This window comes from Klebsiella sp. 1SOBk10mer (assembly GCF_046602535.1).
Lineage (GTDB): Bacteria > Pseudomonadota > Gammaproteobacteria > Enterobacterales > Enterobacteriaceae > Klebsiella > Klebsiella quasipneumoniae.
In genome coordinates this window covers 306,400-327,553 of record NZ_JBKIUP010000006.1, presented here as the reverse complement: position 1 = coordinate 327,553, position 21,154 = coordinate 306,400, and the positions used below count along the sequence as shown (strand labels likewise).

Here is a 21,154-nt window from a genome sequence, read left to right as displayed (position 1 = left end):
GCGCTTAGCCGGGCTACGGGTACTGAGGCTGTGGCCGGCCTCCTGTTAGACCGTCGGGCTTTAGCGGTTTTTATGCCGGGTGGCGGCTACGCCTTACCCGGCCTACCATTCGGCTTTGACCCCGTAGGGCCGGCAAGCGCAGCGCCGCCGGGCAATAGACATCTACGGGTTATTTCCCGCCCGCCAGTTCAAGGAAGCTACCCGTCACATACGACGCTTTGTCGCTCAGCAGCCAGGCAATGGCCTGAGCGACCTCTTCCGGCTGGCCGCCGCGCTGCATCGGTAGCGAACCTTTCACTCGATCCACGCGCCCCGGTTCCCCCCCGGAGGCGTGCATTTCGGTATAAATCAGCCCCGGACGGACGCCGTTGACCCGGATCCCCTGCGCCGCCACCTCCAGCGCCAGCCCGGTGGTCAGGGTATCCACCGCCCCTTTCGACGCGGCATAGTCAACGTACTCTCCCGGCGCGCCAAGGCGCGAGGCCGCCGACGACACGTTAACTATCGCCCCGCCCTTACCGCCATGCCGATGCGCCATGCGCTTGACCGCCTCGCGGCAGCAGAGGAAATAGCCGGTGACGTTGGTCGCCAGCACGCGGTTAATACGCTCGGCGCTCAGGCTCTCCACCGTACACTGGGTAAAGAGGATCCCGGCGTTGTTGACCAGCGCCGTCAGCGGCTCGCCCATGCGGTCAATCGCCTCAAACATCGCCATCACCTGCGCTTCATCGCTGATGTCCGCCCGCAGCGCCGTGGCTTTGCCGCCAGACGCCAAAATGGTATTCACCACCTCGGTGGCGGCATTAATGTTGTGATGGTAATTGACCGCCACGGTATACCCTTCCTGCGCCAGCAGCAGCGCCGTCGCCCGGCCTATTCCGCGGCTCGCGCCGCTTATCAGAGCGATTCCCATACCTTCCCTCCAAAAAATAAAGGCGCCGCAGCGCCTTTAAAAGTATAGATAATACGCAAACTTACTGGTATTCGCTCATCGGTACGCAGGAGCAGAACAGGTTGCGGTCGCCGTACACATCGTCCAGACGCTTCACCGTCGGCCAGTATTTGTTGTGCAGACCCGCCGGGAATACCGCCAGCTCGCGGCTGTACGGATGGTTCCACTCGCCCACCAGCTCGCCCTGGGTGTGCGGTGCGTTCACCAGCGGGTTGTCTTCCAGCGGCCATTCACCGGCTTTGACGCGGTCGATTTCCGCGCGGATCGCCAGCATCGCGTCGATAAAGCGGTCCAGCTCCACTTTGCTTTCCGATTCCGTCGGCTCAACCATCAGCGTACCCGCTACCGGGAAGGACATGGTTGGCGCATGGAAGCCAAAGTCGATCAGACGCTTGGCGATATCCAGTTCGCTAATGCCGGTCTCTTCTTTCAGCGGACGAATATCGAGAATACATTCGTGCGCCACGCGACCATCGCGACCGGTGTAGAGCACCGGGTAGGCGTCTTTCAGACGGGTAGCGATGTAGTTGGCGTTAAGGATCGCGTTCTGGCTCGCCTGCTTCAGCCCTTCCGCGCCCATCATGCGAATATACATCCAGCTGATCGGCAGGATGGACGCGCTGCCGAACGGCGCGGCGGAAACCGCGCCCTGACGGGTCAACATCCCTTCAATCTGCACCACGCTGTGACCCGGCACGAACGGCGCCAGGTGCGCTTTCACGCCGATTGGGCCCATACCCGGGCCGCCGCCGCCGTGCGGAATGCAGAACGTTTTATGCAGGTTGAGGTGCGAAACGTCGGCGCCGATATAGCCCGGAGAGGTGATCCCGACCTGGGCGTTCATGTTAGCGCCGTCAAGGTAAACCTGGCCGCCGAACTGGTGCACGATCTCGCACACTTCGCGAATGGTCTCTTCATATACGCCGTGGGTCGACGGATAGGTGACCATGATGCAGGAGAGATTCGCCCCCGCCTGCTCTGCTTTTTCACGCAGGTCAGCGAGATCGATATTGCCGTTTTTGTCGCACGCAACCACCACCACCTGCATACCCGCCATCTGCGCGGAAGCCGGGTTGGTGCCGTGCGCGGAGCTTGGGATCAGGCAGATATCGCGATGGCCTTCGTTGCGGCTCTCGTGATAGTGGCGAATCGCCAGCAGGCCAGCATATTCGCCCTGCGCGCCGGAGTTCGGCTGCATGCAGACGGCGTCATAGCCGGTCAGTTTCACCAGCCAGTCGGAGAGCTGGGCGATCATCTGGTGATACCCTTCCGCCTGCTCGACCGGGCAGAACGGGTGCAGCTCAGCGAATTCCGGCCAGGTGATCGGGATCATCTCCGCCGCGGCGTTCAGCTTCATGGTGCAGGAACCCAGCGGGATCATCGCCTGGTTCAGCGCCAGATCTTTACGCTCCAGGGCGTGCATGTAGCGCATCATCTCGGTCTCGCTGTGGTAGCGGTTGAACACCGGATGGGTGAGGATCGCATCGTCGCGCAGCATCGCCGCCGGGATGGAACGGCTGTCCAGCGCCACGTCTTTATCCAGGGTATCGATGTCCAGACCATGATCGTCGCCGACGATGGCGCGGAACAGGTTGAGCACGTCTTCGCGGGTGGTTGCTTCGTCGAGCGTAATGCCCACCGCGCCGTGAATATCGCTGCGCAGGTTAATCTGCAGGGCTTCGGCACGCGCCAGCACCGCGGCTTTATCCGCCACTTCCACGCACAGGGTGTCGAAGTAGTGCGCATGGCGCAGCTTCAGCCCTTTCTTCTGCAGGCCGTCGGCCAGAATGTCGGTCAGGCGATGAATGCGGCCTGCGATACGTTTCAGACCCGCCGGGCCGTGGAAAACCGCGTACAAGCTGGCGATGTTGGCCAGCAGCACCTGCGAGGTACAAATGTTGGAGTTCGCTTTCTCGCGGCGGATGTGCTGTTCGCGAGTCTGCATCGCCATGCGCAGCGCGGTGTTACCCGCCGCATCTTTCGATACGCCGATAATCCGGCCCGGCATGGAGCGTTTGAATTCATCTTTCGCTGCGAAGAAGGCCGCGTGTGGGCCGCCGTAGCCCATCGGCACGCCGAAGCGTTGGGCGGAGCCGAAGACGATATCCGCGCCCTGCTTGCCCGGCGCCGTCAGCAGCACCAGCGCCATAAAGTCGGCGGCGACGCTGACTATCACTTTGCGCGCTTTCAGCTCGGCGATTAGTTTGCTGTAATCGTGGATTTCGCCGGTGGTGCCCACCTGCTGCAGCAGCACACCGAAGACATCCTGGTGATCGAGCACTTTGTCGGCGTCATCGACGATCACGTCGAAGCCGAAGGTTTCCGCACGGGTGCGCACCACGTCCAGGGTTTGCGGATGGACATCGGCGGCAACGAAGAAGCGGTTGGCGTTTTTCAGTTTGCTGACGCGTTTGGCCATCGCCATCGCTTCGGCGGCGGCGGTCGCTTCATCGAGCAGCGAAGCGGAAGCGATATCCAGCCCGGTGAGATCGAGAGTGACCTGCTGGAAGTTGAGCAGCGATTCCAGGCGGCCCTGGGAGACTTCCGGCTGGTAAGGGGTATAGGCGGTATACCAGCCCGGATTTTCCAGCATGTTGCGCTGAATAACCGGCGGCAGCTGCACGGCGGTGTAGCCCATGCCGATGTAAGACTTGAAGCGCTTGTTGCGACCGGCGATCGCCTTCAGCTCTGCCAGCGCGGCGAATTCGGTTGTCGCGTCGCCCACCTGCGGTGGGGTCGCCAGCTGGATATCCTGCGGCACAATCTGGCCGATCAGGGCGTTAAGCGAATCCGCGCCGACGGTCTTCAGCATCTCTTGCTGCTGCTGAGCGTCCGGGCCAATGTGACGTTCAATAAAGGCGTCGCGGTTTTCAAGCTGACTTAAAGTCTGAGTCATGAGCGATGGTTCCTGAAACGTGCGGTGAATCGTGATTGTCTGACTGGTTTGCCCGGCAAGCGCTGATGCTTACCGGGCCGGAATACGCAAAATCATTCGCGCGGCAGGAAGCCAACGCCCCTGCAGCGTGAAGGATGACGCGTATTTATTCGTCTTCTAACAGAGCTTCATACGCGGCGGCATCCAGCAGCGCGGCAACCTGCGCTTCGTCGCTGGCTTTGATCTTGAAGATCCAGCCGTCGGTGTACGGGTCGCTGTTGACCAGTTCCGGCGAGTCGTTCAGCTCTTCGTTAACGGCAACGATTTCACCGCTAATCGGGGCATAAATATCGGAAGCCGCTTTCACGGATTCGGCAACCGCGCAATCGGCGCCCGCTTCGACGGTGGCGCCCACTTCCGGCAGATCAACGAATACCATATCGCCCAGCAGCTCCTGCGCATGCTCGGTGATCCCGACGGTATAGGTGCCGTCCGCTTCTTTACGCAGCCATTCGTGTTCTTTGCTGTATTTCAGTTCTGCTGGTACGTTGCTCATCAATTCATCTCCAAAAAAGGGAAATCACACAATGGCTTTGCCATTGCGTACAAAACCAGGTTTAGTCACTTTTACCGGCATTTCACGGTTACGAATTTGCACCACCGCGGTGTCGCCAATCCCGGCCGGCACGCGAGCCAGCGCGATGCTGTAGCCCAGCGTCGGCGAGAAGGTGCCGCTGGTGATAATGCCTTCTTTTTGGTTACCGTCGCTATCGGTAAAGCGCACCGGCAGGCCGCCGCGCAGGACGCCTTTCTCAGTCATCACCAGGCCAACCAGCTGTTCGGTGCCCTTTTCACGCTGCATCTCCAGCGCTTCGCGACCGATAAAGTTACGATCCGCCGGTTCCCAGGCGATAGTCCAGCCCATATTCGCCGCCAGCGGAGAGACGCCTTCGTCCATCTCCTGGCCATACAGGTTCATTCCGGCCTCCAGGCGCAGGGTATCGCGCGCGCCGAGACCGCATGGCTTAACGCCAGCGTCCAGCAGACCGCGCCAGAAATCCGCCGCCTGCTCGTTCGGCATGGCGATTTCATAGCCCGCTTCGCCGGTATAGCCTGTGGTGGCGATAAACAGCTCGCCGGCCTGCACGCCGAAGAACGGCTTCATACCTTCCACGGCCTGACGCTGCGCGTCGGTAAACATTGTCGCCGCCTTCGCTTTCGCCTGCGGACCCTGGACCGCGATCAGCGACAGATCGTCGCGGACGATGATTTCGAGGCCGTAGGGTTCAGCTTGTTCGGAAATCCAGGCGAGGTCTTTTTCGCGGGTGGCGGAGTTAACAACGAGGCGGAAATAATCTTCAGAGAGGAAATAGACAATCAGGTCGTCGATGACGCCGGCGGAGGCGGTCAGCATGCCGGTGTAGAGCGCTTTGCCTGGGGTGGTGAGCTTCGCCACGTCGTTGGCCAGCAAATAGCGCAAGAACTCTCTGGTCCGGCTGCCGTGGAAATCAACGATGGTCATATGCGACACATCGAACATGCCTGCGTCGCCGCGCACCGCATGGTGCTCATCAATCTGGGATCCGTAATGCAGCGGCATCATCCAGCCATGGAAATCCACCATGCGCGCGCCGCACAGCGTGTGTTGTTCATACAACGGAGTCTGTTGAGCCATCTTTTCCTCATCGAATAAAAACGGAACCAGCCACAAGATTGTCGGCGATTTTTCGCCACGAAATCGGGTGTCGGCATCGCTGACGAACGCCGACGCAAACGTTCTCTTTTGCCTGAACTTACCACCGAACCCGGCACTAAACCATAAGCTCATTCAGGGCATCACATTAGCTTATGACTAAAATCCGCCGAAAAGCCTACAGAGTTATTGACTGGAAAAAAGCGATTTATGCCACATAAAATTAACATTAAGGCGGCACTGATTAGGGAATGATGGTGTTTTGTGCGATTTTATCGTCCTAATTTCTTTAACAAAAAAAAGGACGCATTAATAAATCTAATGCGAAAAAAGAGGTGAAATTAGAATATTTCAAATGAGGGGGAAAACCCGGCGCGCAGGCCGGGTGAAAGAAGTGTGACGCGGTTAACGTAACCAGGCAGGCAGATCGTTGAGGCCCATCGCCTGGCGAATCAGCTGCGGTTTCACGCCCGGCAGCGTATCGGCCAGTTTCAGCCCCATGTCGCGGATGAATTTCTTCGCCGGATGGCTACCGGAAAACATGTCGCGGAAGCCCTGCATGCCCGCCAGCATCAGCGCGGCGCTGTGCTTGCGGCTACGCTCGTAGCGGCGCAGATAAAGATGCTGGCCGATATCCTTGCCCTGGGCGTGCAGGCGCTTCAGTTCGTCAATAAGCTCGGCGGCATCCATAAAGCCGAGATTGACGCCCTGCCCGGCCAGCGGGTGGATGGTATGCGCGGCATCGCCGACCAGCGCCAGGCGGTGGGCGGCGAACTGGCGGGCATAGCGGCCGGTCAGCGGGAAGACTTCACGTGCGCTTTCCAGCTGGCAGAGGCCAAGGCCATTATCGAAGGCGATATTCAACGCCTGATTAAAGGTGGCTTCATCAGCCTCCTGCATCCGCTGCGCCTCCGCCGGCGACAGCGACCAGACGATCGAGCACAGATGCGGATCGCAGAGCGGCAGGAAGGCGAGGATCCCGTTGCCATGGAACGCCTGGCGGGCCACCGCCTGATGCGGCTCAGCGGTACGGATGGTCGCCACCAGCGCATGATGATGGTAATCCCAGAAGGTCAGCGGAATATCGGCTTTATTGCGCAGCCATGAATTGGCACCATCGGCGCCGATCACCAGCCGCGCGGTGAGCATGCTGCCGTCCTGCAGGCTGAGAAAGGCTTCATTCTCGCCCCACGCCACCTGCTGCAGTTGCGCAGGCGCCAGCAGGGTAACGTCAGCGCAACGCTGCGCCTTCTGCCACAGCGCATAATGCACCACAGCGTTTTCAATAATGTGGCCCAGATGGCTGAAGCCCATGCTCTGGTCATCAAAGCTAATGCGGCCGAAGCTGTCTTTGTCCCACACTTCCATGCCGTGATAGCAGCTGGCGCGCTGGGCGACGATCTCTGACCAGACGCCGATGCGGGTCAGTAGCTTTTCGCTGGCGGCGTTAATTGCCGACACGCGCAGCGCCGGCGGCGCATCGGCGGCCAGCGGCTGCGGCTCCGCTTTCTCCAGCACCGCGACGCGCAGGCCGCTGCCCTGTAAACCGCAGGCTACCGCCAGCCCCACCATTCCACCGCCAACAATGGCAACATCAACACTTTGCACGTTCTACTCCTTAACGGGGAACCCAACCGAGGGTACGCTGCGCCAGCGCATCGCGCGCCGGGGTAAATAATTCCATGGCCATCAGACCGACATTGCGCCCCACCACCAGCGGCGCCCAACGGTTGGCAAACAGATGCACCAGCCCATCGGTCACGCCGATGGTGGTGGCTTTATCCCCTGCCCTGCGCGCCTGATAGCGACACAGCAGCGGATAATGGCCGACATCTTCGCCGCTGAGATGGGCGTCAGCGAGCAACTCCGCCAGGCTCATCACATCGCGCAGGCCGAGATTAAAGCCCTGCCCGGCAATCGGGTGCAGCGTCTGCGCCGCGTTGCCGACCAGCGCCAGGCGGTGCGACACCGCGCGGCTGGCGGTGGTGAGAGCCAGCGGATAGACGCTGCGCTTCCCGGCGTGAGTAATGCGCCCCAGCCGCCAGCCGAACGCCTGCTGCAGCTCCTGACAAAAACGTTCGTCAGACCAGCTCAGCACCTCATCGCGGCGCGACTGCGGATGACACCACACCAGCGAGCAGCGCCCTTGCGACATCGGCAGCATCGCCAGCGGGCCATGCTCGGTAAAACGTTCGAACGCGCGGCCTTCGTGGGGCAGCGCGGTGCTCACGTTGGCGATAATCGCCAGTTGCTCATAGGGCTGCTGTTGCCAGCTGATGCCGCAGCGGGCGCCCAGCGACGAACGCGAACCGTCCGCCGCCACCAGCAGCTTACCGCTGATCGTTTCGCCCCCCTCAAGGGTAAGGCTGACGCTCTCCTGGCGACGGCTGACCGCTTCCACTTTCGCCGGGCAATGTAGCGTCACGCCCGGTGCCTCGCGCAGCAGGCTAAACAGTCGCTGGCCGACATCGTGGAGTTCAACCACCTGACCCAGCGCCGACAGGCTATAATCCGCCGCCGCCAGATTCACAAAACCAGCATGGCCGCGGTCGCTGACGTGTACCCGCTGGATAGGCGTCGCCCGCTCGGCGAGACGTTGCCAGACGCCGATGCGCGCCAGTTGCTGGCAGGTGCCGGCGGCCAGGGCGATCGCCCGGTCGTCGAAGCCGGGATGGCGAGCCGACTGGGGATCCTGCGCCTCAATCAGATGGACCGGCAGCGCGCCGCCGGTCATACGGGAGATGGCCAGGGCGAGCGTCGCGCCGGTCATCCCGCCGCCGACAATCAGCACGCTCATGACTGGCGCGCCGCCGCCATCAGCGCCTCGATCTCATCCGCCTTCTTCACCACGCCGGCGGTGAGATTTTCGTTCCCGTCTTCAGTGATCACGATGTCATCTTCAATACGGATGCCGATGCCGCGGTACTGCGCCGGCACGTCGGCGTCGGCGGCGATATACAGCCCCGGTTCGACGGTCAGCACCATCCCCGGCTCCAGGACGCGCGAACGGTCGGTGTCGTAGTGGCCGACATCGTGTACATCCAGCCCCAGCCAGTGGCTCAGACCGTGCATAAAGTACGGGCGGTGGGCGTTGTTGGCGATCAGCTCGTCAACCTCGCCTTTGAGGATCCCGAGCCGCACCAGGCCGGTGATCATGATGCGCACCACTTCCTGATTCACCTGGCAGATTGAGGTGCCCGGGCGGTAGAGTTCCAGCGCGGTCTCCAGCGATTCCAGCACGATATCGTAGATTTCGCGCTGCGGCTGGCTGAATTTGCCGTTCACCGGGAAGGTGCGGGTAATGTCGCCGGCGTAGCCGCGATACTCGCAGCCGGCGTCAATCAACACCAGATCGCCGTCGCGCAGTTCAGATTCATTTTCGGTGTAGTGCAGAATGCAGCCGTTTTCGCCGCCGCCAACGATGGTGTTATAGGAGGGGAAACGCGCGCCGTGGCGATTGAATTCATGAAGAATTTCGCCTTCCAGCTGATACTCGAACATGCCTGGGCGGCATTTTTCCATCGCCCGGGTATGGGCCAGAGCGCTAATTTCACCGGCGCGGCGCATCACGGCCAGCTCTTCCGCCGATTTGAACAGGCGCATCTCATGCACAATGGGCCGCCAGTCGATGACCGAGTTCGGCGCCTGCAGGTTCTGGCGCGAGCCTTTGCGTAGTTTTTCGAGGGCGTTGAACACAATCTCATCGGCATAGGCATATTCGCCCTGGGCGAAATAGATAGCGTCCAGACCGTTGAGCAGCTGATACAGCTGCTGGTTGATTTCGCTGAACGCCAGCGCCCGGTCAACGCCAAGCTTCGCCGGCGCGGCCTCCTGGCCCAGACGGCGACCGAACCAGATCTCAGCGGTCAGATCGCGAACCCGGTTGAACAGCACGCTATGGTTGTGGGTTTCATCGCTTTTAATCAACACCAGCAGCGCTTCCGGTTCGTTGAAGCCGGTGAAGTACCAAAAATCGCTGTTCTGCCGGTAGGGATATTCCGAATCTGCACTGCGTACCGCTTCCGGTGCGGCGAAAATCAGCGCCGCGCTGCCTGGCTGCATCTGCGCCAACAGCGCCTGGCGACGCGAGAGAAATTCCTGCTGAGTCATGACGCCCCCTGAACGAATTTTAGTTAGTGTAATGTCGGTTTGCGGACTTCCGGTGCGGTTGGCTGCTGACGCGCAAAGGTGTCGTGGCACAGCAGTGCGGCAACGCGGACATACTCGATAATCTCCTCCAGAGACATCTCCAGCTCTTCCTGATCTTCGTCTTCGTCGTAGCCCAGCTGGGCAATATTACGCAGATCGTCAATCGCTTCCCCGGTTTCGTCTTTCACTTTATCCAGCTTCGGCTGGCTCACGCCAAGGCCAAGAAGGAAGTGGTTGACCCAGCCGGCGAGAGCGTCGGCGCGATCAAAGACGCTCACCGCATCGCCTTCCGGCAGATACAGTTGAAAGAGGAAGCCGTCGTCATCCAGTGAGTCGCTGATGGCGGAATGCATGCTACGCAGCGCCTGGGCCAGCTCATGGCCGAAGGCGAGACCTTCGTTGGTCAGGTCGTGCACCAGCGGCTGCCAGCTGCTGTCCGTGTTGCCACCGCACAGCAATCCGCTGATCAAACCGTGCATCTCGGCCGGGGTAAGCCCTACCCCTTGTTGGTTCAGTAACTGGTCTACATCGTTGTAACCAGGCATTTCGTTCTGTATAGACATGCGCATTCGTCATCGTTGGGAGGAATATTCATGGTATGCTACCACTTTGGACCCTGGTGAACCAGAATAGGGCTTGTATCTTCGCACCAGGGTAGCTATAGTGTCGCCCCTTCGCAGACCCGGGTCAGGGTGTGAAGGCAGCGCAGTCAATCAGCAGGAAGGTGGCATGTCTGCACAACCCGTAGATCTCCAAATTTTCGGCCGTTCACTGCGAGTGAATTGCCCGCCTGAACAAAGGGATGCCCTGAATCAGGCAGCTGAAGACCTTAATCAGCGGTTGCAAGATTTAAAAGAACGCACTAGAGTCACAAATACTGAGCAGCTGGTCTTCATCGCCGCGTTGAACATCAGCTATGAGTTGACTCAGGAAAAAGCGAAGACCCGCGACTACGCTTCCAGCATGGAGCAGCGCATTCGCATGCTTCAGCAGACCATCGAGCAAGCATTGCTTGAGCAAGGTCGCATAAGCGAAAGACCAGGGTCGAAGTTTGAATAACACTTTGCAGTTAACTGTGTTAGAGTAACTCCAGGAACAAAATTTCTCTGAGATGTTTGCAAGCGGGCCAGTCCCCTGAGCCGATATTTCATACCACAAGAATGTGGCGCTCCACGGTTGGTGAGCATGCTCGGTCCGTCCGAGAAGCCTTAAAACCGTGACGACACATTCACCTTGAACCAAGGGTTCAAGGGTTACAGCCTGCGGCGGCATCTCGGAGATTCCCTTCCTCACTTCGCATTATTCCCCCACACCTGTTTTCGGCTGACGCCGCACTGTATTACACTGCTTTCTATTGTTTCGCCTGCTCGCCATGAGACCTGCATGACCCTACAGCCCGATACCCTGCTTTCCCGCCAGCATATTCGCCAGCAGATCCGCGAGCGTCGACGCGCGCTCAGCCCTGAGCAACAGCGGCAGTTTGCCCTGCAGGCCGCAGAGCGAATGATGGCCTGGCCGCCGGTGGTTCTCGCCCACACCGTGGCGCTGTTTCTCTCCTTTGACGGCGAGCTGGACACCCAACCGCTGATTGACCAGCTCTGGCGGGCCGGCAAGCGGGTGTATCTCCCGGTGCTGCATCCGTTTAGCCCCGGTAACCTGTTGTTTTTACATTACCATCCGCAGAGCGAACTGATAGTGAATCGCCTGAAGATCCGTGAACCGAAGCTCGACGTGCGCGACGTGCTGCCGCTCGCTGATCTCGATGTGCTGGTCACACCGCTGGTGGCCTTCGATGCCGGCGGACAACGGCTGGGGATGGGTGGCGGTTTTTACGACCGGACGCTGCAAAACTGGCAGCAGTATCGCCTGCAGCCGGTGGGCTACGCGCACGACTGCCAGCAGGTGGACACCCTGCCGAGCGAAAAGTGGGATATTCCGCTGCCGGCGGTGATCACCCCGGGCAAAACCTGGTGTTGGTAGGTACGTGGGGAGAAGAATTTCTGCCTGGAAGGTGTTAACAAAAAAACGGGCAGGCACGCGACCTGCCCGAGAGGCAAAAATGGTTAGAACAGCAGACGGGCGCGGATAGTCCCCGGGATCGCTTTCATCGCCTGCAGCGCCTGCTGGGCAACATCTTCTTCCGCTTCGATATCAATAACCACGTAACCCATCTGCGGCGACGTTTGCAGATACTGGGCGGCAATATTGATGCTCTGCGCGGCGAAGATCTGGTTGATGGCGGTCAGGACGCCCGGCCGGTTCTCATGGATGTGCAGCAGACGGCGTCCACCGTGCAGCGGCAGAGAAACTTCCGGGAAGTTGACCGCCGACAGGGTAGACCCGTTGTCAGAGTACTTCGCCAGCTTGCCGGCCACTTCCAGACCGATGTTCTCCTGCGCTTCCTGAGTGGAGCCACCGATATGCGGCGTCAGGATCACGTTATCAAACTCGCACAGCGGCGAAGTGAAGGGGTCGCTGTTGGTCGCGGGTTCGGTCGGGAAGACGTCGATCGCCGCCCCGGCCAGATGCTTACTCGCCAGCGCATCGCATAGCGCCGGAATATCCACCACGGTACCACGGGAGGCGTTGATCAGCAGCGCGCCCGGCTTCATCAGCGCCAGCTCTTCCGCGCCCATCATATTTTTGGTGGAGGCGTTTTCCGGCACGTGCAGGCTAACCACATCACTCATGTTCAGCAGGTCGGAGAGATGCTGTACCTGAGTGGCGTTGCCCAGCGGCAGTTTGTTTTCAATATCATAGAAGAAGACATGCATCCCCAGCGATTCCGCCAGAATGCCGAGCTGGGTGCCGATGTGGCCGTAACCGATAATCCCCAGTTTCTTGCCGCGCGCTTCAAAGCTCCCCACCGCCAGCTTATTCCATACGCCGCGATGCGCCTTGGCGTTGGCTTCCGGCACGCCGCGCAGCAGCAGCAGCAGCTCACCGATCACCAGCTCGGCCACCGAACGGGTATTGGAGAATGGCGCGTTAAACACCGGAATACCGCGTTTCGCGGCGGCGTCCAGATCGACCTGGTTGGTACCGATGCAGAAGCAGCCGACGGCAACCAGTTTTTCCGCCGCGGCGAAAATCTCTTCAGTCAGGTGGGTACGGGAACGCAGGCCGATGAAATGGGCATCACGGATCGACGCTTTCAGCTGTTCGGAATCCAGCGCGCCTTTATGAAATTCAATGTTGGTGTAACCTGCCGCGCGAAGGCTATCGATTGCCTTTTGATGCACACCTTCAACCAGCAGAAATTTAATCTTGTCTTTTTCCAGTGATACCTTAGCCATTTCCCCGTCCTGTTTTGTCTTAACTGATGTCGTGCTGAACGAAAGTTCGTCTCAGCAACATATCAAAAAAAACTATCGCGGCAATATGAACGTTTGCGTCGCTGTCCTGAAGAAATGTCATTCAGAAGGAAATGGCAGGACAAAACACCAGAAAGATAATGAACGGTAGCGCGTTAATCAGAATGGTTGCACAAATGTGACAGAAGTCACTAAATTGCGCCAGGTGAAAAAATATTTGCGAGGGAGCCGGTTGGCTCCCTGCGGACAGACTATTTTACGATGGTTTTCACACCGTCAGCGGTGCCGATCAGCGCCACGTCGGCGCCGCGGTTGGCGAACAGCCCCACGGTCACGACGCCAGGAATGCCGTTAATCGCGTTTTCCAGCGCGATAGCATCGAGAATTTCCAGGCCGTGCACGTCAAGGATCACGTTGCCGTTATCGGTCACCACGCCCTGACGGTATTCCGGACGGCCGCCCAACTTGACCAGCTGGCGCGCCACGGCGCTGCGCGCCATCGGAATGACCTCAACCGGCAGCGGGAATTTACCCAGAATATCGACCTGCTTGGAGGCATCGGCGATGCAGATAAATTTATCCGCTACCGAGGCGATGATCTTCTCACGGGTCAGCGCCGCGCCGCCGCCTTTGATCATCTGCATGTGGCCGTTGATCTCATCCGCGCCGTCAACGTAGATCCCCAGGCGATCGACGCTGTTGAGATCGAAGACGGTGATCCCGAGGCTTTTCAGCTTCTCGGTGGAGGCATCGGAGCTGGAAACCGCCCCTTCGATTTGCCCCTTCATGGTGCCCAGCGCGTCAATAAAATGGGCCGCCGTCGAGCCGGTGCCTACGCCCACAATGGTCCCTGGCTGTACGTATTGCAGCGCCGCCCAACCTACCGCTTTTTTCAGTTCATCCTGCGTCATAATTATGGTCCGAGATGTGAATGCCTGTGGCGCATTATAGAACATCGACAGTGGAAATGTCCCTGCGATGCAGATCACACAACAGAGCAGACCAATTTCGTCTGTATCAAATAAAAATTTATGTCATAGTGCGAGATAACGATTAGTTATGGGGGCACGCCAGAATAATGAAACGACCGGACTACAGGACACTACAAGCGCTGGACGCGGTGATTAGAGAACGAGGATTTGAGCGCGCCGCGCAGAAGCTATGTATTACCCAGTCCGCCGTCTCACAGCGTATTAAGCAACTGGAAAATATGTTCGGCCAGCCGCTGCTGGTACGTACCGTGCCGCCGCGCCCAACCGAGCAAGGGCAAAAATTGCTGGCGCTGTTGCGCCAGGTTGAACTGCTGGAGGAAGAGTGGCTGGGGGACGAGCAGACTGGCTCCACGCCGCTGCTGCTGTCGCTGGCGGTGAACGCCGACAGTCTGGCGACCTGGCTGCTGCCGGCGCTGGCTAATGTGCTGTCGGACTCCCCTATTCGTCTCAACCTGCAGGTGGAAGATGAAACCCGCACCCAGGAACGCCTGCGCCGTGGCGAAGTGGTCGGCGCGGTAAGTATCCAGCCGCAGGCGCTGCCAAGCTGCCTGGTGGATCAGCTCGGCGCGCTCGATTACCTGTTTGTCGCCTCAAAAGAGTTTGCGCAACGCTATTTCCCCAACGGCGTAACGCGCTCGGCGCTGCTGAAAGCGCCGGTCGTCGCTTTCGATCATCTGGATGATATGCATCAGGCATTTCTGCAGCAAAACTTCGACCTGCCGCCGGGTAGCGTCCCCTGCCATATCGTCAACTCGTCGGAAGCCTTCGTCCAGCTGGCGCGCCAGGGCACCACCTGCTGCATGATCCCCCATCTGCAGATCGAAAAAGAGCTCAACAGCGGCGAGCTTATCGACCTCACTCCCGGCCTGTTTCAGCGCCGTATGCTTTACTGGCACCGCTTTGCCCCGGAAAGCCGCATGATGCGCCGGGTGACCGATGCGCTCATCGATTACGGCCACAAGGTGCTGCGTCAGGATTAAGCTGCGGGCATAAAAAAAGCCACTTCGCTGAAGTGGCTTTTTTGTTTCTATCGCTTACTGGGCCGGTTTCGGCGCTTCAGCCGGTTTCGCCGGCGTGGCCGGGGCCGCGGCCTGCGCCGGCTGCAGTTCAAACACGACGTCGACCTGGTCGTCAAACTGGATGGTGGCCTGCTCGTAGGTTTCCTGGGCGGAAACCGGCGCAGCGTCAGCGGCCTTCATCATGCGAACCATCGGGCTCGGCTGATAATTAGAGACGTGGTAGCGCACGCTGTACACCGGACCCAGCTTGCTGTGGAAACCTGCGGCCAGCTCCTGCGCCTGATGCACGGCGTCGTCGATCGCCGCTTTACGCGCTTTATCTTTGTAGGCGTCCGGTTGCGCAACGCCCAGCGAGACGGAGCGAATTTCGTTCAGACCGGCTTTCAGGGCGCCGTCCAGCAGACCGTTGAGTTTATCCAGCTGGCGCAAGGTCACTTCGACAGTGCGCACCGCGCGATAGCCTTTGAGAATGCTTTTCCCGTTCTGATAGTCGTAATCAGGTTGGGTGCGCAGATTCGCCGAGTTGATGTCTTTTTTCGCAATGCCGCTCTTTTCGAGGAAAGAGAGGTATTGCGCAACGCGATCGTCAGCCTGTTTTTTTGCCGATGCGGCATCTTTTGCCGCCACGTTCACTTCGATCGCCAGGGTGGCGATATCCGGAACCGCAGCAACGCTTGCTGTGCCTGAAGTCACAATATGCGGACCGTCCGGCAATTCGCTGGCCTGTGCCGCCATCGTGCTAAATCCGAGTGTTGCCGCCAGGGCTAAGACTTTTAACTTCACTGTCGTTTCTCCATGTTACTTAAATCGCCCTTACGGGACGCATGCCAGCAAGCTTAGCGCGTACAGCGGGAAAGTCCATCGGACAACGCTTAGTTGAGCAACGCCTGGATATGGCCGACGCCCTCTTTTGCCAGCTGAAACGCAATAAACCACATGACGGCGCCGACCACAATGTTGATGATCCGCTGGGCTCTGGCGGTACGCAGCCGCGGCGCCAGCCAGGCGGCCAACAGTGCCAGACCAAAGAACCACAGGAAAGAGGCGCTAATGGTTCCCAGCGCAAACCAGCGCTTCGGCTCCATCGCCAGCTGGCCTCCCAGGCTGCCCAACACCACAAAGGTATCCAGATAAACGTGCGGATTCAGCCAGGTGACCGCCAGCATAGTGATAATGATTTTCCAGCGCCCCTGCTGCATCACCTCGGCGCTGGCGAGCTCAAGATTCTGGCTGAACGCTGTTTTCAATGCGCCAAAGCCGTACCACAGTAAAAAGGCCACGCCGCCCCAGGTCACGAGCGCCAGTAGCCAGGGGGACTGCATCAGCAGCGCGCTGCCGCCAAAAATGCCGGCGCAGATCAGCAGCAAGTCGCTGACGGCGCACAGCAAGGCAATCATCAGGTGATACTGACGACGGATCCCCTGGTTCATCACGAAAGCATTTTGGGGGCCAAGCGGCAAAATCATTGCCGCTCCCAGGGCAAGGCCCTGAAAGTAATAGGTAAACATGAGGATTTTTCCGCTGTGTTCGAGAGTGGCGCTGACTATAACGCGAATAAATTATTAGCGGAAATTGAAAGTATTAATCATTAATAAGCAAAGCTAATGATGAGCCATTAAAAAAGGCCGGCATCGCCGGCCTGAGTCACTGAGTGGCGGTTTACTCGGCTTTTTCCGGCAGACGCACCACATGAACATCCATCTGCGGATAAGGGAAGCTGATGCCGTTGGCGTCAAATTCACGCTTGATGCGCTCGAGGATATCCCAGTAGACGTTTTGCAGATCGCTGCTTTTGCTCCATACGCGCACCACAAAGTTCACCGACGAGGCGCCGAGTTCGTTCAGGCGAACCGTCATTTCCCGATCGCGCAGAATACGATCGTCAGATTCGATAATCGAGGTCAGGAGCTGCTTCACCTTGTCGATATCGGCATCGTAAGAGACGCCGATAATAAACTCATTGCGGCGCGCCGGTTCACGGGAGAAGTTAATGATGTTGCCGGCGATGATTTTGCCGTTCGGCACCACCACCACTTTACCGTCGGCGGTACGCAGGGTAGTGGAGAAAATCTGTACGTTAAGCACCGTACCCGCTACACCACCAAGGTCGACATACTCGCCGGCGCGGAAAGGGCGGAACATCACCAGCAGTACGCCAGCCGCGAGGTTAGACAGTGATCCCTGCAGCGCCAGACCGACGGCTAAACCCGCGGCGCCCAGCACCGCAATGACCGAGGCGGTCTGCACGCCCACGCGTCCCAGGGCGGCAATCAGCGTAAAGGCGATAACCGCATAGCGCACCAGCGCGGAGAGGAAATCGGCAACGGTGGCGTCAATTTTACGCGCCAGCATCAGGCGGTTGACGGTATTAGAGACGACGCGCGCCACGATCATCCCGACGATCAGGATAGCGATAGCCGCGACGATGTTGACGGCATAGCTCAGCAGCAGCTCCTGGTTGCGTGCCAGCCACGTCCCGGCGTGGTTGATGCTATCGACAACGTTCAAATCTTCCATTTAACATTCCTTATGAATCCCCCAGGGGGAAGTAAATAACTCAGCCTGCGACAGGGCAGTCAGGTTATAGGGTAAACAATAAGTGCACGTTTTGCCAAATGGATCACAGTTTTCTGCTGAGCTATCCTGTTGTTAAGTTAATAAAAAAGCCCGCATTGCTGCGGGCTTCGGGGTAAGAAACAGATTTTTCTTACAGAACGTCGATCGCGTTCAGCTCTTTAAATGCCTGCTCCAGACGAGTCACCATGGAAGTCTGTGCAGCACGCAGCCATACGCGCGGGTCGTAGTATTTCTTGTTCGGCTGGTCTTCGCCTTTCGGGTTGCCCAGCTGGCCCTGCAGGTAAGCTTCGTTCGCTTTGTAGTACTGCAGGATACCGTCCCAGGTTGCCCACTGGGTGTCGGTATCGATGTTCATTTTCACTACGCCGTAGCTGACGGAGTCTTTGATTTCCTGAGCGGAAGAACCGGAACCGCCGTGGAAGACGAAGTTCAGGCTGTTGTGCGGCAGGTTGTGTTTCTTGGAAACATATTCCTGAGAATCGCGCAGGATAGTCGGGGTCAGAACGACGTTACCCGGTTTGTACACGCCGTGTACGTTACCGAAGGAAGCGGCGATGGTGAAGCGCGGGCTGATTTTGCTCAGCTCGGTGTAAGCGTAATCCACGTCTTCCGGCTGGGTGTACAGGGCGGAAGCGTCCATGTGGCTGTTGTCCACGCCGTCTTCTTCGCCACCGGTGCAACCCAGTTCGATTTCCAGGGTCATGTCCATTTTGGCCATGCGCGCCAGGTATTTAGAGCAGATTTCGATGTTTTCGTGCAGGGACTCTTCAGACAGGTCGATCATGTGAGAAGAGAACAGCGGTTTGCCGGTAGCGGCGAAGTGTTTTTCACCCGCGTCCAGCAGGCCGTCGATCCACGGCAGCAGTTTCTTCGCGCAGTGGTCAGTGTGCAGGATAACCGGCACGCCGTAGTGCTCAGCCATCTGGTGCACGTGGTGCGCGCCAGAGATAGCGCCGAGGATAGCAGCACCCTGAGGAACGTCAGTTTTCACGCCTTTACCTGCGATGAACGCTGCGCCGCCGTTAGAGAACTGAACGATAACCGGAGAGCGTACTTTCGCAGCAGCTTCCAGAACGGCGTTGATGGAGTCAGTCCCTACGCAGTTTACCGCCGGCAGTGCAAAGTTGTTTTCTTTCGCTACCTGGAACACTTTCTGAACGTCGTCGCCAGTGATGACGCCCGGTTTTACGAAATCAAAAATTTTAGACATGTTACTTAGTCCTGTATCTGTATCTTCGACCGTTGAAGAAGGTTCGCGAGCCCTTAAGCGCGCTGAAAAACAGGCGGGTTTCCCCGCCTGAACTGAATTACTGCTTAGCGCGCTCTTCGAGCATCGCTACTGCCGGCAGGACTTTGCCTTCGACGAATTCAAGGAACGCGCCGCCGCCAGTGGAGATGTAGGAAATTTTGTCAGCGATACCGAACAGGTCGATCGCTGCCAGGGTGTCACCGCCGCCGGCGATGGAGAAACCTTCGCTGTCCGCGATAGCGTTAGCCACGATTTCAGTCCCTTTACGGAAGTTCGGGAATTCGAATACGCCAACCGGGCCGTTCCACAGAATGGTTTTGGCGTTCTTCAGAATTTCAGCCAGTTTCTGTGCGGAAACGTCGCCAAGGTCCAGAATCTGCTCATCATCTTTGATGTCGTTAACAGATTTCAGAGTCGCCGTTGCGGTTTCGGAGAACTCGGTCGCGACGCGAACGTCAGTCGGAACCGGGATATCGCAGGTGCTCAGCAGGCGCTTGGCTTCATCAACCAGGTCCGCTTCGTACAGGGATTTGCCGACGTTGTGGCCCTGGGCGGCAACGAAGGTGTTAGCGATACCGCCGCCGACGATCAGCTGGTCAGCGATTTTAGACAGGGAATCCAGCACGGTCAGCTTAGTGGATACTTTAGAACCACCGACGATAGCGACCATCGGACGAGCCGGCTCTTTCAGCGCTTTACCCAGCGCATCCAGTTCAGCGGCCAGCAGCGGGCCTGCGCACGCCACGTCAGCAAATTTGCCGATACCGTGGGTGGAAGCCTGCGCGCGGTGCGCGGTACCGAAGGCGTCCATCACGAACACGTCGCACAGCGCGGCGTATTTTTTAGACAGCGCTTCGTCGTCTTTTTTCTCGCCTTTGTTAAAGCGAACGTTTTCCAGCACCACCAGCTCGCCGGCAGCCACTTCAACGCCGTCCAGGTAGTCTTTAACCAGACGTACCGGGTTGGACAGTTTGTCTTTCAGGTAATTAACAACCGGCAGCAGAGAGAATTCTTCGTTGTACTCGCCTTCGGTCGGACGACCCAGGTGGGAGGTTACCATCACTTTCGCGCCCTGCTTCAGCGCCAGTTCGATGGTCGGCAGAGATGCACGGATACGCGCGTCGCTGGTTACTTTCCCGTCTTTAACTGGTACGTTCAGATCCGCACGGATAAAAACGCGTTTACCAGCCAGATCCAGATCGGTCATCTTAATTACAGACATGGTGAATCCTCTCGTTGATTCATAAAGTTTTGTCGACGTTTACGCGTCGAACCTGAAACCAATAGCCGCCATCGCTAACGTCGTGTCGAGCATTCGGTTAGCAAAGCCCCATTCGTTATCGCACCAGACCAGCGTTTTGATCAGATGCGCGCCACTGACCCGGGTTTGCGTGCCATCAACAATAGCACTGTGCGGATCGTGGTTAAAATCTGTCGAGACCAACGGTAATTCCGTATAGTCAACTATACCATGAAATGCACCTTGTGCTGCTTTTTGCAGCAACTGGTTGACTTCACATGCTTTTACCGGTTTTTTAACCGTCACGCTCAGGTCAATTGCCGTCACGTTTATCGTCGGCACCCGCACGGCAATCGCTTCAAAACGGTCGTTAAACTGCGGGAAAATACGGGTTATCCCTGCCGCCAGTTTGGTATCCACCGGAATGATCGACTGGCTGGCCGCGCGGGTACGCCGGAGATCCGGATGATAGGCGTCAATCACCTGCTGGTCATGCATCGCCGAGTGAATGGTGGTGACGGTGCCGGACTCGATGCCATAGGCATCATCTAACAGTTTAATGATCGGAATAATGCAGTTGGTGGTACAGGAGGCGTTGGAGACAATACGGTGCTCGGCGCGGAGTTCATCCTGATTGACGCCGTACACCACCGTCGCGTCGAGGTCGTTGCCGCCGGGATGGGAGAAGAGCACTTTCTTCGCCCCCGCCTGCAGGTGCGCCTCACCGTGCTCACGGCTTCCGTAAACGCCGGTGCAGTCGAGCACCACGTCTACCGCCAGCTCGCGCCAAGGCAGCGCCGCAATGGTCGGCTCGTGCAGCAGACGGATGGCATCATCGCCAACAAACAGCTGCTCGCGCTCCTGACGAACATCCCAGGCGAAACGGCCATGGCTGGTGTCATATTTCAACAAATGCGCGATGCCCGCAGCATCCGCCAGCTCATTGATTGCCACCACGGTGATTTCCGCACGGCGCCCGGATTCATATAGCGCACGAACCACATTGCGTCCAATACGACCGAAGCCATTAATCGCGATGCGAATGGTCATAGATCTCCTGCAAGGCTGTCCCTGTGATGAGGTGGCTGACAGAG

19 protein-coding genes and 1 other RNA gene are annotated in these 21,154 nt (G+C 58.4%); 4 read left to right on the top strand and 16 right to left on the bottom strand.

Features of this window, described 5'->3' with window-relative positions:
- Nucleotides 1-169: 169 nt before the first annotated feature.
- The 8 genes from ACLH1I_RS17855 to ACLH1I_RS17820 all read right to left on the bottom strand — a co-directional run bounded on the left by ACLH1I_RS17855 (nucleotide 170) and on the right by ACLH1I_RS17820 (nucleotide 10,232).
- Nucleotides 170-913 (bottom strand): SDR family oxidoreductase, encoded by a 744-nt coding sequence (locus ACLH1I_RS17855; RefSeq protein WP_043520930.1) that lies wholly within the window; start codon nucleotides 911-913, stop codon nucleotides 170-172.
- A gap of 61 nt (nucleotides 914-974) precedes the next feature.
- A complete protein-coding gene (gcvP, locus tag ACLH1I_RS17850; RefSeq protein WP_048295577.1) occupies nucleotides 975-3,848 on the bottom strand; it encodes an aminomethyl-transferring glycine dehydrogenase in 2,874 nt (957 codons plus the stop codon).
- A gap of 145 nt (nucleotides 3,849-3,993) precedes the next feature.
- Entirely contained in the window at nucleotides 3,994-4,383 is a 390-nt protein-coding gene (gene gcvH, locus ACLH1I_RS17845; protein ID WP_002916479.1) for a glycine cleavage system protein GcvH, read from the bottom strand.
- Nucleotides 4,384-4,407: 24 nt separating this feature from the next.
- A complete protein-coding gene (gene gcvT, locus ACLH1I_RS17840) occupies nucleotides 4,408-5,502 on the bottom strand; it encodes a glycine cleavage system aminomethyltransferase GcvT (protein ID WP_151629007.1) in 1,095 nt (364 codons plus the stop codon).
- Between the two features lie 423 nt (nucleotides 5,503-5,925).
- Complete coding sequence (gene ubiI, locus ACLH1I_RS17835) at nucleotides 5,926-7,128, bottom strand: FAD-dependent 2-octaprenylphenol hydroxylase (protein WP_032456601.1); 1,203 nt, start codon at nucleotides 7,126-7,128, stop codon at nucleotides 5,926-5,928.
- A gap of 10 nt (nucleotides 7,129-7,138) precedes the next feature.
- Nucleotides 7,139-8,317 carry a 2-octaprenyl-6-methoxyphenyl hydroxylase gene (gene ubiH, locus ACLH1I_RS17830; protein WP_198079818.1) on the bottom strand — a complete coding sequence of 393 codons (1,179 nt, stop codon included), beginning with the start codon at nucleotides 8,315-8,317 and terminating at the stop codon, nucleotides 7,139-7,141.
- Complete coding sequence (gene pepP, locus ACLH1I_RS17825) at nucleotides 8,314-9,630, bottom strand: Xaa-Pro aminopeptidase (protein ID WP_004205299.1); 1,317 nt, start codon at nucleotides 9,628-9,630, stop codon at nucleotides 8,314-8,316. Before pepP ends, ubiH begins: the two co-directional genes overlap by 4 nt.
- Nucleotides 9,631-9,653: 23 nt before the next feature.
- Complete coding sequence (locus ACLH1I_RS17820; protein WP_087833531.1) at nucleotides 9,654-10,232, bottom strand: YecA family protein; 579 nt, start codon at nucleotides 10,230-10,232, stop codon at nucleotides 9,654-9,656.
- Nucleotides 10,233-10,398: 166 nt separating this feature from the next.
- Here ACLH1I_RS17820 and zapA point away from each other — a divergent pair, with 166 nt between their 5' ends.
- The 3 genes from zapA to ACLH1I_RS17805 all read left to right on the top strand — a co-directional run bounded on the left by zapA (nucleotide 10,399) and on the right by ACLH1I_RS17805 (nucleotide 11,649).
- Nucleotides 10,399-10,728 carry a cell division protein ZapA gene (gene zapA, locus ACLH1I_RS17815; protein WP_004205298.1) on the top strand — a complete coding sequence of 110 codons (330 nt, stop codon included), beginning with the start codon at nucleotides 10,399-10,401 and terminating at the stop codon, nucleotides 10,726-10,728.
- 41 nt (nucleotides 10,729-10,769) lie between these two features.
- Nucleotides 10,770-10,953: non-coding RNA, 6S RNA (gene ssrS, locus ACLH1I_RS17810), on the top strand.
- Between the two features lie 99 nt (nucleotides 10,954-11,052).
- Complete coding sequence (locus ACLH1I_RS17805; protein WP_064150867.1) at nucleotides 11,053-11,649, top strand: 5-formyltetrahydrofolate cyclo-ligase; 597 nt, start codon at nucleotides 11,053-11,055, stop codon at nucleotides 11,647-11,649.
- Between the two features lie 83 nt (nucleotides 11,650-11,732).
- Here ACLH1I_RS17805 and serA read toward each other — a convergent pair whose 3' ends face one another.
- Nucleotides 11,733-12,965, bottom strand: a complete 1,233-nt coding sequence (serA, locus tag ACLH1I_RS17800) for a phosphoglycerate dehydrogenase (protein ID WP_043520934.1) — start codon at nucleotides 12,963-12,965, stop codon at nucleotides 11,733-11,735.
- Between the two features lie 269 nt (nucleotides 12,966-13,234).
- A complete protein-coding gene (gene rpiA / locus ACLH1I_RS17795) occupies nucleotides 13,235-13,894 on the bottom strand; it encodes a ribose-5-phosphate isomerase RpiA (RefSeq protein WP_002916495.1) in 660 nt (219 codons plus the stop codon).
- Between the two features lie 167 nt (nucleotides 13,895-14,061).
- Between rpiA and argP the strand changes: the two genes are divergently transcribed.
- Nucleotides 14,062-14,955: a DNA-binding transcriptional regulator ArgP gene (gene argP / locus ACLH1I_RS17790; protein WP_002916497.1), complete on the top strand. Its 894-nt coding sequence runs from the start codon at nucleotides 14,062-14,064 to the stop codon at nucleotides 14,953-14,955.
- A 54-nt stretch (nucleotides 14,956-15,009) separates the two neighbouring features.
- Here argP and ACLH1I_RS17785 read toward each other — a convergent pair whose 3' ends face one another.
- The 6 genes from ACLH1I_RS17785 to epd all read right to left on the bottom strand — a co-directional run bounded on the left by ACLH1I_RS17785 (nucleotide 15,010) and on the right by epd (nucleotide 21,110).
- Nucleotides 15,010-15,777 carry an oxidative stress defense protein gene (locus ACLH1I_RS17785; protein ID WP_004205295.1) on the bottom strand — a complete coding sequence of 256 codons (768 nt, stop codon included), beginning with the start codon at nucleotides 15,775-15,777 and terminating at the stop codon, nucleotides 15,010-15,012.
- Between the two features lie 89 nt (nucleotides 15,778-15,866).
- Nucleotides 15,867-16,502 (bottom strand): arginine exporter ArgO, encoded by a 636-nt coding sequence (gene argO / locus ACLH1I_RS17780; RefSeq protein ID WP_004205294.1) that lies wholly within the window; start codon nucleotides 16,500-16,502, stop codon nucleotides 15,867-15,869.
- A gap of 151 nt (nucleotides 16,503-16,653) precedes the next feature.
- A complete protein-coding gene (locus ACLH1I_RS17775; RefSeq protein WP_017899785.1) occupies nucleotides 16,654-17,511 on the bottom strand; it encodes a small-conductance mechanosensitive channel MscS in 858 nt (285 codons plus the stop codon).
- 190 nt (nucleotides 17,512-17,701) lie between these two features.
- Nucleotides 17,702-18,781 carry a class II fructose-bisphosphate aldolase gene (gene fbaA, locus ACLH1I_RS17770; RefSeq protein WP_004205292.1) on the bottom strand — a complete coding sequence of 360 codons (1,080 nt, stop codon included), beginning with the start codon at nucleotides 18,779-18,781 and terminating at the stop codon, nucleotides 17,702-17,704.
- A 97-nt stretch (nucleotides 18,782-18,878) separates the two neighbouring features.
- Nucleotides 18,879-20,042, bottom strand: a complete 1,164-nt coding sequence (pgk, locus tag ACLH1I_RS17765) for a phosphoglycerate kinase (protein ID WP_004205291.1) — start codon at nucleotides 20,040-20,042, stop codon at nucleotides 18,879-18,881.
- A 39-nt stretch (nucleotides 20,043-20,081) separates the two neighbouring features.
- Entirely contained in the window at nucleotides 20,082-21,110 is a 1,029-nt protein-coding gene (epd, locus tag ACLH1I_RS17760; protein ID WP_004205289.1) for an erythrose-4-phosphate dehydrogenase, read from the bottom strand.
- Nucleotides 21,111-21,154 lie beyond the last annotated feature (44 nt).

Coding starts and splice junctions, on each gene's coding strand:
- zapA (WP_004205298.1), top strand. CDS start 10,399: ATGTCTGCACAACCCGTAGATCTCCAAATTTTCGGCCGTTCACTGCGA.
- fbaA (WP_004205292.1), bottom strand. CDS start 18,781: ATGTCTAAAATTTTTGATTTCGTAAAACCGGGCGTCATCACTGGCGAC.
- argP (WP_002916497.1), top strand. CDS start 14,062: ATGAAACGACCGGACTACAGGACACTACAAGCGCTGGACGCGGTGATT.
- serA (WP_043520934.1), bottom strand. CDS start 12,965: ATGGCTAAGGTATCACTGGAAAAAGACAAGATTAAATTTCTGCTGGTT.
- ACLH1I_RS17820 (WP_087833531.1), bottom strand. CDS start 10,232: ATGTCTATACAGAACGAAATGCCTGGTTACAACGATGTAGACCAGTTA.
- gcvH (WP_002916479.1), bottom strand. CDS start 4,383: ATGAGCAACGTACCAGCAGAACTGAAATACAGCAAAGAACACGAATGG.
- pepP (WP_004205299.1), bottom strand. CDS start 9,630: ATGACTCAGCAGGAATTTCTCTCGCGTCGCCAGGCGCTGTTGGCGCAG.
- ACLH1I_RS17775 (WP_017899785.1), bottom strand. CDS start 17,511: ATGGAAGATTTGAACGTTGTCGATAGCATCAACCACGCCGGGACGTGG.
- ACLH1I_RS17805 (WP_064150867.1), top strand. CDS start 11,053: ATGACCCTACAGCCCGATACCCTGCTTTCCCGCCAGCATATTCGCCAG.
- ubiH (WP_198079818.1), bottom strand. CDS start 8,317: ATGAGCGTGCTGATTGTCGGCGGCGGGATGACCGGCGCGACGCTCGCC.
- ACLH1I_RS17855 (WP_043520930.1), bottom strand. CDS start 913: ATGGGAATCGCTCTGATAAGCGGCGCGAGCCGCGGAATAGGCCGGGCG.
- rpiA (WP_002916495.1), bottom strand. CDS start 13,894: ATGACGCAGGATGAACTGAAAAAAGCGGTAGGTTGGGCGGCGCTGCAA.
- pgk (WP_004205291.1), bottom strand. CDS start 20,042: ATGTCTGTAATTAAGATGACCGATCTGGATCTGGCTGGTAAACGCGTT.
- argO (WP_004205294.1), bottom strand. CDS start 16,502: ATGTTTACCTATTACTTTCAGGGCCTTGCCCTGGGAGCGGCAATGATT.
- gcvT (WP_151629007.1), bottom strand. CDS start 5,502: ATGGCTCAACAGACTCCGTTGTATGAACAACACACGCTGTGCGGCGCG.
- gcvP (WP_048295577.1), bottom strand. CDS start 3,848: ATGACTCAGACTTTAAGTCAGCTTGAAAACCGCGACGCCTTTATTGAA.
- epd (WP_004205289.1), bottom strand. CDS start 21,110: ATGACCATTCGCATCGCGATTAATGGCTTCGGTCGTATTGGACGCAAT.